Source organism: Glaciihabitans arcticus (assembly GCF_004310685.1).
Lineage (GTDB): Bacteria > Actinomycetota > Actinomycetes > Actinomycetales > Microbacteriaceae > Conyzicola > Conyzicola arctica.
On sequence record NZ_SISG01000001.1, the window covers coordinates 827293 to 841966 of the forward strand.

Below are 14674 nucleotides of genomic sequence, written 5' to 3' on the forward strand. Positions count from 1 at the left end.
CCAACCTGGACTTCGGTTCGATAGTCCTGCTGCTGTTCCTGGTCGTCGTCGCGATCTTCGTGCTGTCGATTCTGTTCAAGTCGATCCGCATCATCCCGCAGGCCAGCGCCGGCGTGGTCGAGCGCCTCGGCAGGTACCACAAGACACTCATGCCGGGCCTGAACATCCTGATTCCGTTCATCGATCGCCTGCGGCCGCTCATCGACATGCGCGAGCAGGTCGTCTCCTTCCCGCCGCAGCCCGTCATCACCGAAGACAACCTGGTCGTCTCGATCGACACGGTCGTCTACTTCCAGGTGACGGATGCGCGTGCCGCCACCTACGAGATCGCCAACTACCTCGGCGCGGTCGAGCAGCTGACCACGACCACTCTCCGTAACGTCGTCGGTAGCCTCAACCTCGAGGAGGCCCTGACGAGCCGCGACAACATCAACGGCCAGCTGCGCATCGTTCTCGATGAGGCGACCGGCAAGTGGGGTGTTCGCGTCGGACGTGTCGAGCTCAAGGCGATCGATCCGCCCCTCTCCATCCAGGACTCGATGGAGAAGCAGATGCGCGCCGAGCGTGACCGTCGCGCCCAGATCCTGACCGCGGAGGGCACCAAGCAGGCCGCCATCCTGCAGGCCGAGGGATCCCGACAGGCGTCGATCCTCGAGGCCGAGGGTGAGGCGCAGGCCGCCGTTCTGCGCGCAAACGGTGAGGCCCAGGCCATCGCGACGGTATTCGGTGCCATCCACGCCGGTGACCCCGACAGCAAACTGCTTGCATACCAGTACCTGCAGATGCTCCCGAAGATCGCCGAGGGCGAGTCCAACAAGCTCTGGATCATCCCGACCGAACTCACCGAAGCACTCAAGGGCATCACCGCCGGCTTTATGTCCGGGCCGAAGGGACCCGGCGCCGTCTCCTAAGTGCCGCAGCGCTACTTCGACCTCGCGACGCCTCGGGTGCTCGCCCATAGGGGGTTGGCGCTCGAGGCTCCCGAGAACACTCTCCTGAGCTTTGCCGCCGCCCTCGGGCTCGGCATCGAATTCATCGAGACGGACGTGCACGCGAGCAGTGACGGGTTCGCCGTGGTCAGTCACGATAGCGAGTTGCGCCGTGTTGCGGACCGTGCGGGCGTCGTCGCCGACTTCCCGATGGCGCAGCTGCGCAAGGTGGACCTCGGCGAGTCCCAGGGCTTCTGCTCGCTCGCCGAGGCCCTCGACACCTTTCCCGAGACCCGGTTCAACATCGACGTGAAGTCGGCGGACGCGATCGAGCCGACTGCGCGGGCCGTCCGCGAGGCGAATGCCATCGGCAGGGTGCTCATCACCTCGTTCAATGAGCGGCGTCGCCGCGAGACCGTGCGGCTGCTTCCCGGCGTCGCGACTTCGGCATCCGCCCCGATCTTCGCTTCAGCACTCCTCGCGGCCAAGGCAGGTGCCACTCCCCTGCTGCGGCGCATCCTGCGCGACATCGACGCCCTGCAGGTGCCTGAGCGTGCCCTGGGTCTCGCCGTGACGACCGAGAGGATGATCCGGCTCTTCCATTCCGCCGGCGTCGAGGTGCACATCTGGACGATCAACGACCCGCTCGCGATGCACCGTCTGCTCGATCTCGGCGTTGACGGGATCGTGACGGACCGAGCCGACCTCGCCCTCGCCGTACTCTCGGAACGCCGCGGCTGAACACGTTCGAAACGGCTAACCCGAGACGGTCTCAAGCTGTGCGTGTGCTGTGAAAAAGTGCTGATTATGGCGCGGTTGAAAGGATTCGTACAGGTGGAAGGTTTATAAATTCGTATGAATCGCGAGTTATAAGGAGGCCACACGATGGCGGACCGTAGTTTGCGCGGCATGAGACTCGGAACCCAGAGCTTACAGAGCGAAGTTGGCGTCGAGTTTTCCCCGCGAAAGAAGAGCACCTACCGCACGGCCGGAGGCGAGACATTCGATGTCGTCTTCGCAGCCGACGCCGAAGTTCCGGGAGTGTGGGAGTCTGCGAAGAGCGGCCAGGAGGGTGTCCTCCTCGACAGCGACGGCGTAGCCGTCGAGTCGGAAGAGGTGGAGACCAAGATCCCGCGTAGTCACTGGGACATGCTTCTCGAGCGTCGCACCCGTGCGGAACTCGAAGAGCTTCTTCAGGAGCGACTGGACTTCCTGCGCGCGAGGCGCGGACAGCAGAAAATCGGCGCCTGAGCCTTTCTGCAACAGTGCGGCGGTTTGGTGACCGTGCGGCAGCGATAGCTACCGCTCGGATACCAAACCGCCGCTTTGTTGTGCCCGGGAAAAGAAGCGCGATCAGGCCGCTCGACGGCGACGTGAGGCGGCCCCTGCGACGAGCAGGGCGGCCAGGCCGAATCCCGACACCAGCCACTCGATACCGCGTCCGAGGGCCACAGCGGGCGTCACAGCGCTGCTGAGCGGCACCTCCGTGACCATGCCGCCCGGTGTGTAGATCGGCAGTGAGTCGAGCGTCACGCCGTCCGGCCCGATGATCTCGCTCGTGCCGACCGTGGAGATCACCACGACGCTGCGTCCCAGTTCGAGGGCGCGGATGCGCGCGATGGCGAGCTGCTGCACGCTCTCGTCGGTGAAGTACTGCACGCCCGCGCGTACCGCGCCGAAGTCGGCGTTGTTCGACTGGGCGAAGACGAGTTGGGCGCCATCCCGAACGGTTTCGGTCATGAGCTGGTCGTCGACGATGTCGAAGCAGATGTTGAGGCCGGCGATCACTCCGCCGAGGTCGACGACGGCGTCCGAGGTGCCGGGCGTGTAATCCCGACCGATGAGGTCGATCAGGTCGGGCGCGAACGGTCGCCAGAAAGCACGGTCCGGCACGTATTCACCGAACGGCACGGGATGACGTTTGTCGTAGGTGTCGCCGATGCCCTCGCCGGCGTTCCACACCACCGAGCTGTTGAAGATCTGCTCGCCGCGCGCCTGGATGACCCCGGTCACGAGCGGCGCGTCGAACGACTCGCTCACCTGGTCGAGCGCTCTTGCCACGGCCGCCGAGCGCAACGGATCGATGTCGGTGCCGGACTCGGGCCAGACGACCACATCGACGTCCTCGCCGATGAACGGCGCCGTGGCGTCGAGCTGGGCCTGCAGCAGGTCGCCCTGCTGCCGCTCGTCGAAGTAGCCGGCCTTGCCGTTGCCCTGCACGGCCAGCACCCGCAGCGTGCCGTCGGTCGCCGGCGGCAGCACGGGCACAATGAGCACGAGGGATGCCGCACCCACCGCGAGCGTACACCGCAGCAGGCGGGGCGCGTCGCCGAAGCGCACGGCCTCGACCGCGAGGGCGACCACCCAGACCATCAGGAAGCTCACGCCCGAGACGCCGACCCAGGAGAACAGGTCGGCGAGCGGGCTCTGCGACTGGGAGAGGGACACCCGTCCCCAGGCGAATCCGCCGTAGGGCCAGACGCTCGCGATCGCCTCGCGAGCCGTCCAGAGTCCGGCGATGGCGAGTGGGAGCATCCCGAGCCGGCCCGCGGCGCCGGACCAGAGCAGGGGCAGCCAGCGGTACGCGAGGGTGATGAGCAGCGCACCCACCGAGAAGAACAGAGACTCGAGGGTGGCGAGGGCCGTCATGGGCACGAGGCCGAGGAAGAGCGCCGCCCACTCGATATGCACAAGATAGAACGAGAGGCCGCCGACGAGCCCGACCAGCAGGCTCCCCCACGCCGAGCGGCCCACGAGGGTGACGAGCACCAGTGCGATGCCGACGAGGGTGAGCGGCCAGAGGTTGCCGTCCGGGAAGCCGTCGTCGAGCACGGGACCGGCGCCCAGGGCGACGAGGATCGCGCCCCACAGCGGCAGAAGAGGCTTCGGGAGGGTTACTGCGTCGGGCACGGAGTCGAGCCTAAGCGACCGGCCCGGGCCCGAGCGCTCAGTTGACAGAGCTGTAGGCAACGATGCCCCGGCGGATCTGGTCGAGGGCCCTACGGGCCGTCACGCCGACCGGAGCGTCGGCCACGACCGAGAGCTGGTCGAGCAGGTCGATGGTCTGCTTGGTCACTCGCACGAAGTCGCCGGCGGCCATGTCCGCGTCGGACAGCACCGACTCGAGGCGCGCGCCCTGCGCCCAGCGGTACATCGCGAGGCAGAGGCCGGTCGAGAGCGGCTGGGTGCCGGGCAGCTTGTTGTCGCGCTCCAGGTCGTCGAGGCGGGACCACAGGTCGCCGGTCTCGTCGAACGCGGCCCGGAAGTTGCCGCGCGGCAGGTAGGCGTCGCCGAGCTGGCCCTCGTCCCGTCGCGGCTCGTACACGAGACTCGCCGCCATGGCAGCGAGAGACGCGGGGTCGAGGGTGTTCCAGACGCCGAGGCGCAGCGATTCGGCGACGAGCAGGTCGCGTTCGCCGTAGATGCGCCGCAGCATCCTGCCGGATGGGGCGAGGGAGACGACGCCGTCCTTCTGCTCGAGGTAGCCGAGCTGCATCAGCACAACGGTCACCCGGTCGAAGATCTTCGCCACGGCACCCGTGCGGCCACGGATCTCGGCTGTCAGCTGGTCGGTCTGGCGCTTGAGTTTCCACCAGCGCTCGGCCCAGCGGGCGTGCTGTTCGCGGTCGGGGCAGTTGTTGCAGGGGTGCTGCTTCATCCGCTTGCGTAACGCGGTGAGCTGGTGCTGGCGGCGCTCGCGCGAGCCGCGGCTCTCCACCTCGGCCCGACCGGCGCCCTTGCGCTCTAGATCGCTCAGCTCGCGACGGATCGACGAGTACTCGACGAAGTCGCCGAGGTGGCACTCCATCGACTTCGCGTAGCCGTCGAGCGAGCTCTGCTGCTGGCGCACCTTCTGCGCGAGATCGACGACGGCGCGATCGGCCTGGAACTGCGCGAAGCTCGACTCGAGGATCTCGCGCGTGCGGTCCCGGCCAAACTGGTCGATCAGGTTGACGGCCATGTTGTAGGTCGGCTTGAAGCTCGAGTTGAGCGGGTAGGTGCGGCGCGAGGCGAGCGATGCGACGGCCTGAGGGTCGAGCCCGTCCACCCACTGGATGACGGAGTGCCCCTCGACGTCGATGCCGCGACGACCGGCCCGGCCGGTGAGCTGCGTGTACTCCCCCGGCGTGATCGGCACGCGGGCCTCGCCGTTGAACTTCTCGAGCTTTTCGAGCACAACCGTGCGCGCGGGCATGTTGATGCCGAGCGCGAGAGTTTCGGTGGCGAATACGGCCTTGACGAGCTTCTTCTGGAACAGCTCCTCGACCACCTCCTTGAAGGCGGGCAGCATGCCGGCGTGGTGCGCCGCGACGCCGCGCTCGAGTCCGTCGAGCCACTCCCAGTAGCCGAGCACCCCGAGGTCTTCATCCGCGAGCGTGCGGCAGCGGTCCTCCACGATCTGGCGGATCTCGTCGCGCTCGTGCGCCTGCGTGAGTCGCACTCCCGCCTTGAGCACCTGCCGCACGGCCGAGTCGCAGCCAACACGGCTGAAGATGAAGAACACGGCGGGCAGCATGTTCTTCGAGTCCAGAAGGGCGACGAGCTCCGATCGCTCCATCTTGCCGCCGTCGAAGTGGCGGTTGCCTCCGGGATTACGCCCGGGATGCCGCCGCTTGTTGTCGAGCGCGGCCCTCCCCCGCTCGTTCCGCCCGCCACTGGCGGCAAGCCGCACGAGTTCGGGGTTCACGCGGTTCGTCGCAGCCAGGCCGGATGAGTCGAAGAGGTCCATCAGCTTGGATCGCACGAGCACGTGTTGCTCGAGGGGAACGGGTCGATCCTCGGAGACGATCACTTCGGTGTCGCCGCGCACGGCCTGCAGCCAGTCGCCGAACTCCTCGGCGTTCGAGACGGTCGCGGAGAGCGACACCATCTTCACGTTCTGCGGGAGGTGGATGATGACCTCCTCCCAGACGGCGCCGCGGAAGCGATCGGCGAGGAAGTGGACCTCATCCATCACCACCCAGGAGAGGTCGCGCAGGAGGTCGCTGTCGGCGTACAGCATGTTGCGCAGCACCTCGGTGGTCATCACGACGATGCGGGCGCCCGAGTTGATGTTCGTATCGCCGGTCAGCAGGCCGACGTTGGCCGCGCCGTACTCGGCGGTGAGCTCCTGGAACTTCTGGTTGCTGAGCGCCTTCATCGGGGCCGTGTAGAACACCTTCGCGCGGGGCAGCTGCATGGCCATGAAGATCGCGAACTCGGCGATGATCGTCTTGCCGGCGCCGGTGGGAGCTGCGACGAGCACACTGCGACCGCGTTCGAGCACGGCGCAGGCCTCCTGCTGGAAGGCGTCGAGGTCGAACTGCTGCTGCGCGCGAAACGACTCGAGGATCGGCAGGCCGGAGCGCACCTTGGCCGCGGCGAACCGCTCGGCCGGGCTCAGGTCGCTCATAGCGCCTCGGCTTCCGCCGCGAGGGCGGCGTCGCGCTTGGCGATCCGTCGGTCGTGCAGCCACGCGACACCGCCGGAGAGGAAGTAGAGCGCGACCATGGGCGCCCCGAGCAGCAGCATCGACCACGGGTCGGCTGCGGGCGTCGCCGTCGCACAGAACAGCGCGATCACGAGCACCGCCACCCGCCAGCCCTTGAGGATGCTCCTCGCGCTCAGAACTCCGAGGAAGTTGAGCAGGACCACGAACACCGGCAGCACAAAGCCGATGCCGATGACGAGTACGAGCTTGATGAAGAAGTCGTAGTAATACTTGGCGTCGAGGATCGTCGTCGACCCCTCGATCGCGAACGAGTTCAGCAGGATCACCATGTGCGGGAAGATGAACCAGCCGGCCACGACACCGCCGATGAAGAGCGGGATGGCCGAGAAGAAGAAGCCGAGAATGTACCGGCGTTCCTTCTGGCTGAGCCCGGGCACGAGGAACGCGAGGATCTGGAACAGCCAGACCGGGCTCGTAATGACGATGCCCACGAGCAGCGAGATCTGCAGGCGCAGGTCGAAGGAGCTCGTGATGGTGCCGAAGTTGAGCACCGCCTGCCGGGCGGCCGGGATCTCTAGCAGCGGTTGCGTGATGGCGACGAGCAGCCGCTCGGACAGGAACCAGCCGCCCACCGCGCCGACCAGAATGGCAATTCCGGCGATGGTCAGCCGCTTGCGGAGTTCTACGAGATGTTCACCGAGCGACATCCGACGCTCAGGATTGCCGCCCCGTTTCGGGCGTCGTGCCACGTTTTCTAGAGCTCGGTCTTCGACTGCTTGGCCGCGGCACCGTCGGGCGTGGCGTCGGTCGAGTCATCGGCGTCGGGCTTCTTCTCGGTCTTGACCTCGTTGCGGAAGATCTTCATCGACTGGCCGACGCTGCGGGCGAGGCCGGGGAGCTTGGGTGCACCGAACAGCAGCAGGATGATGACCAGGATGATGATCAGGTGGGGCAGTCCGAAAGTGTTGCCGAGCATTGCGTATCCCTTGGGTAGGTGCCGGAGTTGCCAGTTTACCTTCTGCGAACGGGAATCGTGGGCAGATCGGCCGCACCGGCACGCGTGAGCCTGCGCGCACGGTCGAGCCGAGCTGTTCGCCGGGTGTGACGGAGCTCCCGGGTGCGATCCCGATTGGCCTGAACGCGCTCGGAAATAACTTTCCGCCCCGCGAGCACGACGGTCGCGGGGCGCTCGAGCTCCCGCGTCGGCTGCACGTTGTCGAGTTTCGCGGTGGTCGTGGCCAGATCGCTCAGATCCAGCAGAATCCGGATGACGCCGCGCACCGCCCGGAACGCCGTGTACCCGAGCAGCGCGATGAGCGCCGCCGAGGCCACGATCCAGATCCAGGCGGTCATCGGTAGCGCGCGGCCCCTTCGGCCGCCCAGCGTGCGACTGCCTCGCGTGCCTCAGCCGGCTCGATCACCGTCGCGACGCCCGGCATGCTTGCGATCAAGCGCTTGAGCCCGTGATAGTGCGAGACCCGCACGCTGGTGCGTACTCGACCATCCCGCTCGCTGCGCTGGGCGCCGTCGGGGATGTAGTCGGCGAGCAGGGGCTCGGCGGCGCTCGCGACGTCGATCGTTACCACGAGGTCGTCGGGCGAGGGCTCGAACAGCGTGTCGGGTAGCGGAACGTCGGCCGGGTTGTGGCTCATCGGCTCGCTCGTCACGACCGGGTTCGAGATGCGGTCGAGGCGGAAGGTGCGCACGGCCTCGCGCAGGTGGCACCAGCCGCGCAGGTACCAGTCCGCGTCGATCGATTCCACGCGCAGCGGGTCGACGTTGCGGCTCTCCGACTGACCGCGGGATCCGAGGTAGTCGAAGCGCAGCTGCACACCGGCGGCGACGGATTCGCGGATCAGGGCGAGAGTGGCGTCCGTCTCGCTGCCCTCGACGGCGACCTGGCTCGGAACTGCCGACGCTCCCCGCGAGAGCTTCGAGGTCAGCGAGGCGATCGCCGAGCGGTCGGCGTTCTCGGGAAGGGCCGACAGGTACTGCAGTCCCGCGATGAGGGCAGAGGCCTCGCGCGCGGAGAACCGCGGCGAGTCGTCGATCGCCACCTGGTTGGTGAGCACGATCTGGTCGTTATCGAGGAAGTCGTCCCAGGCGATGTCGAAGAGATCCTCCGACTGGTACGTGGTGGTCTCCCCCGGCACACCGCTGACCGCGATGAGGCTGACGGCATCCCGGATCTGCTGCGGAGCGACCTTGAAGTGCTCGGCGACCTCGGTCACGCTGACCCGGTCGCGCTCGATCAGGTACGGCACGAGCGAGAGCAGGAAGGTGAGCTTGTCGCCCGCCTGCATCGGTGGGGTCTTCTTCGTCGTTGCCCTAGCCATGGTCGGCCGCCGTCGTCTCGAGGCGTGAGCGCACGGCGTCACGCAGGTTTGGAGGTGAGATCACGAGCACCTCGGGGCCGAAGCCCGCGAGCTCGTCCGCGAAGATGTTGGCGTCGGAGTAGTGCAGCTCGAGCGTGCCCGGGTCGATGACCACTGTTCCGCGCCGCTTCGCGAGCCGCGTGGCCGCGTCGGAGCCGGGTTCGGCCTCGACGATCGCCGTGTTGTCATTCCAGACGTCCTCAAGCTCGAGCAGGGCCCGCGCGGAGGGGTCTCCCTCCGGTGCGTCGAAGATCGTGCCGGTGGTGGCGACCTTGCCGACGATGCGGCGCAGCAGGTAGGTCTTGAGGATGCCCGTGCCCGCCTCGGCCGCATAGAGGTGCCAGCGGCCCTGGTGCTGGACGAGAGCGTGGGGGTCCACTTCGCGCACGCGCGACTCGGCCTCCCCTGGCTTGAGATAGGCGAAGCGCACGCGCTCGTGACGGCCGAGCGCTGCGTTCAACGGATCGAACGCGGCATCCCGCACCCGAAGACGCGGGGCGTAGCCGATGACCGGTTCGTCCGCGGCGACACCGAGCGAGCTGAGCTTGAGCATCGCGCGCCGGGACTCGGCGGAGAGCGAGCCCTCCCGCCAGACCATCGCAGCCAGGTTGAGTAGCGTGGTCTCCTCGGCGGAGAAGCTGATCTCGGCGGGCAGCTCGTACGCGCCGCGCGGGATGCGGTAGCGCAGGTTCTGGTTGTTGCCGGGGTCACCGGGTGCCTGCACTGTCTCGAGCGGAACACCCAGCTCGCGGATGTCGTCTTTGTCACGCTCGAACTTGCGCTCGAGGTTCGCATTCTCGCCCGAGCGGTTGAAGGCCTGGCGGTAGCCCTGCACGGTCGACAGGATCTCGGTCTTCGTCAGACCGTTCTCTGTCGCGAGCAGGGCGAGAACGAGGCTGAACAGCCTCTCCTCGACGGGGATCTTGATCTCTGGTGGCACGAGAACCATTCCTCAGGGTGTGGACACCCGGCCAGTGTCAGGAACTATGTGGCTGCGACCGACGTTAGTCGGCGATGTGCAGGATATCTATAACGAACACCATGGTAGAGCCGTCGGGGATCGTCTCGGGAGCGGTTCCGCTCTCGTAGCCGAACTTCGGCGGGATGACCACGAGGATCTGGTCGCCGACCTTCGCGCCGATGAGGGCCTTCGCGAAGCCGGGAACGAGTCCGCCGGCCGCATCGGCGCTGCTCTGCGCGACGAACCTGGCGGGCGTGCCCTTGTCCCAGCTGGAGTCGAAGATGGTGCGCTCTTTCCAGAGCAGGCCGGTGTAGTTGACGACGACCGTGTCGCCCTTCTTGATCTTCGCGCCGCTGCCGGCCTTGAGCGTCGAGATGCGCAGGTCGGTGGGCGGGTCGGACTTAGGGATGACGACGCCGGGCTGTCCGCTCTCGGAGAGAACGACGTTCGGCATGCCATTGTCGGGCAGCTGCGGGGACCCTTCCGACTTGCTCGCGAAGCCCTCGACGACGTCCACGACGACGACCGCGGTTGCACCCTTGGGCGCCTCGGCGCTGATCAGGCTCGCGGGGATGACCCCGGCGATGCGCGAGCCTACGGGCACGCACTCGAAGAGCGGTGCGAGCAGGCTCTCACCGGTGCCCACGGTGATCATTGAGGGTGCTTCCTCCCACGAGGAGCCGATGAACGTGTCGGCGGTGGTGCCGTCGTACTGCACGAGCTGGAACTCGGCGATGTCGCCGGAGCGCAGCACCCGCCCCTCGCCCTGCGTGATCACGGAGCGCTCGACGCGCTTGGTCACGAGCGGCGCCGGGTAGTCGACCTTCGGCTCGCCCTTGCCGGTCGCCCTGACCAGGTCGGAGGACGTTCCCGGATTGACGGAGGAGTCGCACGACGCGAGGTCGCCGGCCAGTCGATCGGCGGGGCTCGGGGTCGAGCAGGCGGCGAGCGACAGCACGAGTGCCGAAGCTACAACAAGGGCGGAAATGGCGCGCACGGTGCCTCTTTCTGGAGTGCGTGAAGAATGCATCAAGTCTACGCGGCTCATTCGGCGCTCTCTTCGGCGCTGGTTTCGGATGCCGCGGCGCTCGTCGCTGCGTCGGCAACGGCGGTGGCGATCCGGCCGGTCTTCCTCAGGCGCTTGTCGCTCGTGGCACGCTCGCCGAGCGCACCGGGAGTCCACGCCTCCACGTCGGCGTCGGAGAAGTCGCTCTTCGAGGCGCGGCGCTTGAGCTCGGGCAGCACGGCGCCCGGGGCGAGCCGCCGGGCCGTCAGCAGGAAGCCGGTGTGGCCGATCATCCGGTGGTCCGGACGAACCGCGAGGCCTTCTACGTGCCAGCCGCGGATGATGGTCTCGCTCGAGTCGGGCTCGGTGAAGTTGCCGGTGCCGCGGATTGCCTCGGCCACGCGGGAGAGCTGCGTGACGGTCGCGATGTAGCAGAGCAGCACGCCGCCGGGGGTGAGTGCGGTCGACACGGCGTCGAGGCACTCCCAGGGGGCGAGCATGTCGAGGACCACGCGGTCGGCGGTGCCCGGCTCGACGACCTCGCCGAGCGTGTGGGTGAGGTCGCCGATGGTGATGTCCCAGTTCGTGGGCTCGGCACCGAGGAAGCCGACGACGTTGCCGCGGGCCACCGTGGAGAACTCCTCGCGACGCTCGAAAGAGTGCAGGTGACCCTCGTCGCCGATGGCGCGCAGCAGCCAGAGTGAGAGAGCGCCGGATCCGACGCCCGCCTCGACGACCCGGGCACCCGGGAAGATGTCGGCCGAACCGATGATCTGCGCCGCATCCTTGGGGTAGATGATGGCGGCGCCTCGCGGCATCGACATGACGAAGTCGGTGAGCAGGGGGCGGAGAGCCAGGTACTCGATCTCGTTGTTGCTGACCACAACGGAGGCGTCGGGCTGGCCGATGATCGCGTCGTGCAGCAGCACACCGCGGTGGGTGTGGAACTCTCCACCGACCTCGAGGGTGACGGTGTTCATGCGGCCTTTCGGGCCGGTGAGCTGCACACGGTCACCCGCGCGGAACGGGCCGTTCTGGCGGCGGTAGGTCTGGGTCATCGAGTGAGCTCCGATTCGAAGGCGGTCGCGAGGTCGGCGACGGTGCGGCCGTCGAGCGACGGCCAGAGGTGGTGGGTGGGTGCGCTGGACAGCGGCACCATGTGCGGCACACCGATGGACACGGCGCCGGAGGCGATCGCAGAGGCGAGTCCGGGTTCGGAATCCTCGATCGCGATGCAGTCGGCGATGTCGACGCCGAGCAAGGCGGCGGCCGTCAGATACGGTTCGGGATGCGGTTTCGCGTGCTCGACGTCATCGCCCGATACGACGACCTCGAACGGGGTGTCGAGTCCGTCCGCTCGGATGGCCTCGACGACGAGCTCGGCGAGGCTGCGCATCGACATGGTCACGAGCGCAGTTTTCACCCCCGCGTGCTTGAGGGCGTCGAGCAGGTCGCGGGCACCCGGTCGCCACGGCACGTGCTCGCGCACCTGCTCCATCACGCGCGCGGTCAGTGCCTCGATGATCTCGTCGTCGGTGAGCACGACTCCGCGGGAGCGCATCACGCGAGCCGTGTGCCAGAGTCCCTGCCCGACGACGGTGAGGGCATCCTCGTGCGTCCAGGTGCCGCCGAACGACTCGACGAGCGCAATTTCTGCGTCCATCCAATAGGGCTCGGTGTCGACGATTGTGCCGTCCATGTCCCAGAGAACGGCGGCGGGCAGGCGGGTAGTCACAAGCGGCGAGTCTACCGAGCTTGGCGCGACCGGGCCACGCGAGGCCGCGCGCGGTTCTATTCTTGAAGGAGATGCGCGGGCCTACACGGGGCGGCGCAAGCAAAGGATCATCGGTGACCGAGAACACGGAATTCGCGGGCGGACGGCTTCTCGTCGTCGCTTTCGAGGGCTGGAACGACGCGGGAGAGGCGGCGAGCGGCGCGGTGCGCACGCTCAAGGAACAGCTCGATCTCGTGCAACTCAGCGAGGTCGATCCCGAGGACTACTTCGACTACCAATTCAACCGGCCGACCGTCGCGCAGGACGAGGACGGCACCCGCTCCCTCGTCTGGCCGACGGTCACGCTCTATGGGCCCGTCACGCCCTTGGGAGACGATGTCACGGGCCTGGGTCTCGACGCAGATATCGACGTCACCGGCGACAACGGCTCCAACGTGTACCTGCTGGTCGGCACCGAGCCCAGCCGCGGCTGGAAGACTTTCACCGCCGAGATCCTCGAGGCGGTCGACGCGAACGAGATCACGGCGATGGTGTTCCTTGGCGCGATGCTCGCCGACGTTCCGCACACCCGCCCGATCTCGATCTTCACGAGCAGCGAGAACCCCGCCGTTCGTGAGGAACTCGGTATTGAGCGCAGCAGCTACGAGGGGCCGGTCGGCATCCTGTCGGTTCTCGCCGACGCGGCCGAGAGTGCGGGCATCCCGACCCTGTCGATCTGGGCCTCGGTGCCGCACTACGTGCACAACGCGCCGTCGCCCAAAGCAACGCTGGCCCTCATCGACAAGCTCGAGGAGATCGTCGACGTCGTGATCCCCCGAGGCGACCTCGTGGACGAGGCGTCTGCCTGGGAGACCGGCATCGATGCGCTGGCTTCGGATGACGATGACATGTCGTCGTACATCGAGCAGCTCGAGCAGGCGCGCGACACGGTCGACTCCCCCGAGGCGAGCGGCGAGGCCATCGCGCAGGAGTTCGAGCGTTACCTGCGTCGTGAAGACGGCAAGCCCGAGGGTGGCAAGGCGGGCGACCCGCCCCGCTAGATCAGTATTGGTCGGCCTCGAGATCGAGGTCGATAAATCTCTCGCCGATCTCGCGCGACTCGCGCTCGCTGAAGTTGTGAACACGCACTATCTCGACCCGCCGCAGGGGTACGTACAACACGTTGCCTTGCGCCCCCGGCCGAATTGTTTTGAGAGTCTTCGTAGAGACCATGTCAGCACCCCCCTGGTGCGGCCCGCACAGAGTATCGGTTGGGCCTAGTTACAAGACCGAATGTACGCCGCCCATCTCGACTGATACACAGCCAGCGCGCCGGTTAATCGTCCGGTGTTCGAAAAACGAACATACGTGCGCGTTCTCAATGAATGGATGCGCTCACAGCGGGTCGAGCACGCCCGTCGAGAGCAGCACGAGCAACGCACCGCCGAGCACCACGCGATAGATCACGAACGGCAGGAACGAGTGCTTCGAGATATAGCGCAGCAGGAAGGCGATGACGGCGAAGCCGACGAAGAACGCCACGACAGTAGCGACGATCGTCTCGGGGTAGCCGTACGCGCCGCCCGGTTCGCTGAAGCTCTTGGCGAGCTTGTACAGCCCGCTGCCGAAGACCGCGGGGATGGCGAGGAGGAAGCCGTAGCGGGCGGCGGCCGGGCGGTCGTAGCCGAGCGCGCGTCCCATCGTGAGCGTGGCGCCGGAGCGCGAGACGCCCGGTATCAGGGCGAGCATCTGCGCGATGCCGATCAGCACACCGTCGCGATAGGTCATCGACTCGAGCGGCCGCACCTTCTTGCCGAGCAGGTCGGCGAGTCCGAGGATGATGCCGAAGACGATGAGCACAACGGCGGTGATCCACAACGACCGCAGGGTCGTGTCGATCGCGTCCTGGGCGAGGTAACCCACGATCACGATAGGGATGGTGCCGATGATGATGAGCCAACCCAGGCGCACATCGGGGTCATCCTTCGAGATGCCGTCGGAGTGCGCGCCCCCGCGGGAGCGGAACGAGGCGAACCACTTGCCGATGATGCGGGCGATGTCCTTGCGGAAGTAGATGATGACGGCGAGCTCGGTGCCGAGCTGGCTGATCGCGGTGAAGGTCGCGCCCGGATCCTTGCCCATGACCTGGCCGATGATCAGCAGGTGGGCGCTCGAGGAGATGGGCAGGAACTCGGTCAGGCCCTGGACCAGGCCGAGGATGATCGCCTCGATGAAACTCATGGGATGCGCGCCTCCGG

General features: G+C 67.1%; 15 protein-coding genes. 4 read left to right on the plus strand and 11 right to left on the minus strand.

What is annotated here, in order from left to right; genetic code table 11:
• Positions 1-20 precede the first annotated feature (20 nt).
• The 3 genes from EYE40_RS03830 to EYE40_RS03840 all read left to right on the plus strand — a co-directional run bounded on the left by EYE40_RS03830 (position 21) and on the right by EYE40_RS03840 (position 2180).
• Entirely contained in the window at positions 21-911 is an 891-nt protein-coding gene (locus EYE40_RS03830; protein ID WP_420810062.1) for an SPFH domain-containing protein, read from the plus strand.
• The gene (locus EYE40_RS03835) at positions 912-1670 is read left to right on the plus strand and encodes a glycerophosphodiester phosphodiesterase family protein (protein WP_130980707.1); all 759 of its coding nucleotides are present in this window, start codon (positions 912-914) and stop codon (positions 1668-1670) included.
• Between the two features lie 144 nt (positions 1671-1814).
• Positions 1815-2180, plus strand: coding sequence for an RNA polymerase-binding protein RbpA (locus EYE40_RS03840; RefSeq protein WP_130980708.1), 366 nt, complete (start codon positions 1815-1817; stop codon positions 2178-2180).
• Between the two features lie 102 nt (positions 2181-2282).
• Here the strand turns inward: EYE40_RS03840 and lnt are convergent, their stop codons facing one another.
• The 10 genes from lnt to EYE40_RS03890 form a co-directional block, all read right to left on the minus strand.
• The gene (gene lnt, locus EYE40_RS03845; protein ID WP_130980709.1) at positions 2283-3839 is read right to left on the minus strand and encodes an apolipoprotein N-acyltransferase; all 1557 of its coding nucleotides are present in this window, start codon (positions 3837-3839) and stop codon (positions 2283-2285) included.
• A gap of 37 nt (positions 3840-3876) precedes the next feature.
• Positions 3877-6321: a DEAD/DEAH box helicase gene (locus tag EYE40_RS03850; protein WP_130980710.1), complete on the minus strand. Its 2445-nt coding sequence runs from the start codon at positions 6319-6321 to the stop codon at positions 3877-3879.
• Positions 6318-7067, minus strand: coding sequence for a twin-arginine translocase subunit TatC (tatC, locus tag EYE40_RS03855; RefSeq protein WP_130980711.1), 750 nt, complete (start codon positions 7065-7067; stop codon positions 6318-6320). Before tatC ends, EYE40_RS03850 begins: the two co-directional genes overlap by 4 nt.
• A gap of 47 nt (positions 7068-7114) precedes the next feature.
• Positions 7115-7336: a twin-arginine translocase TatA/TatE family subunit gene (gene tatA / locus EYE40_RS03860; protein ID WP_130980712.1), complete on the minus strand. Its 222-nt coding sequence runs from the start codon at positions 7334-7336 to the stop codon at positions 7115-7117.
• 35 nt (positions 7337-7371) lie between these two features.
• A complete protein-coding gene (locus EYE40_RS03865; RefSeq protein WP_130980713.1) occupies positions 7372-7713 on the minus strand; it encodes a hypothetical protein in 342 nt (113 codons plus the stop codon).
• Positions 7710-8696, minus strand: a complete 987-nt coding sequence (locus tag EYE40_RS03870) for a helix-turn-helix transcriptional regulator (protein WP_240034702.1) — start codon at positions 8694-8696, stop codon at positions 7710-7712. Before EYE40_RS03870 ends, EYE40_RS03865 begins: the two co-directional genes overlap by 4 nt.
• Entirely contained in the window at positions 8689-9675 is a 987-nt protein-coding gene (locus EYE40_RS03875; protein WP_240034703.1) for a helix-turn-helix transcriptional regulator, read from the minus strand. The genes EYE40_RS03870 and EYE40_RS03875 overlap by 8 nt, the downstream gene beginning before the upstream one ends.
• Before the next feature lie 64 nt (positions 9676-9739).
• Complete coding sequence (locus EYE40_RS03880; protein ID WP_130980715.1) at positions 9740-10693, minus strand: FKBP-type peptidyl-prolyl cis-trans isomerase; 954 nt, start codon at positions 10691-10693, stop codon at positions 9740-9742.
• Positions 10694-10740: 47 nt separating this feature from the next.
• Positions 10741-11760: a tRNA (adenine-N1)-methyltransferase gene (locus EYE40_RS03885; protein ID WP_130980716.1), complete on the minus strand. Its 1020-nt coding sequence runs from the start codon at positions 11758-11760 to the stop codon at positions 10741-10743.
• Positions 11757-12437 carry an HAD family hydrolase gene (locus EYE40_RS03890; RefSeq protein ID WP_240034704.1) on the minus strand — a complete coding sequence of 227 codons (681 nt, stop codon included), beginning with the start codon at positions 12435-12437 and terminating at the stop codon, positions 11757-11759. The genes EYE40_RS03885 and EYE40_RS03890 overlap by 4 nt, the downstream gene beginning before the upstream one ends.
• A 113-nt stretch (positions 12438-12550) precedes the next feature.
• On the opposite strand from EYE40_RS03890, the gene EYE40_RS03895 reads away from it, so the two are divergent.
• Complete coding sequence (locus EYE40_RS03895; RefSeq protein ID WP_240034705.1) at positions 12551-13477, plus strand: proteasome assembly chaperone family protein; 927 nt, start codon at positions 12551-12553, stop codon at positions 13475-13477.
• 334 nt (positions 13478-13811) lie between these two features.
• On the opposite strand, the gene EYE40_RS03900 is transcribed toward EYE40_RS03895, so the two are convergent.
• Positions 13812-14657, minus strand: a complete 846-nt coding sequence (locus EYE40_RS03900) for an undecaprenyl-diphosphate phosphatase (protein ID WP_130980718.1) — start codon at positions 14655-14657, stop codon at positions 13812-13814.
• Between the last annotated feature and the right edge of the window lie 17 nt (positions 14658-14674).

Coding starts and splice junctions, on each gene's coding strand:
- EYE40_RS03840 (WP_130980708.1), top strand. CDS start 1,815: ATGGCGGACCGTAGTTTGCGCGGCATGAGACTCGGAACCCAGAGCTTA.
- EYE40_RS03850 (WP_130980710.1), bottom strand. CDS start 6,321: ATGAGCGACCTGAGCCCGGCCGAGCGGTTCGCCGCGGCCAAGGTGCGC.
- tatC (WP_130980711.1), bottom strand. CDS start 7,067: ATGTCGCTCGGTGAACATCTCGTAGAACTCCGCAAGCGGCTGACCATC.
- tatA (WP_130980712.1), bottom strand. CDS start 7,336: ATGCTCGGCAACACTTTCGGACTGCCCCACCTGATCATCATCCTGGTC.
- EYE40_RS03865 (WP_130980713.1), bottom strand. CDS start 7,713: ATGACCGCCTGGATCTGGATCGTGGCCTCGGCGGCGCTCATCGCGCTG.
- EYE40_RS03870 (WP_240034702.1), bottom strand. CDS start 8,696: ATGGCTAGGGCAACGACGAAGAAGACCCCACCGATGCAGGCGGGCGAC.
- EYE40_RS03885 (WP_130980716.1), bottom strand. CDS start 11,760: ATGACCCAGACCTACCGCCGCCAGAACGGCCCGTTCCGCGCGGGTGAC.
- EYE40_RS03900 (WP_130980718.1), bottom strand. CDS start 14,657: ATGAGTTTCATCGAGGCGATCATCCTCGGCCTGGTCCAGGGCCTGACC.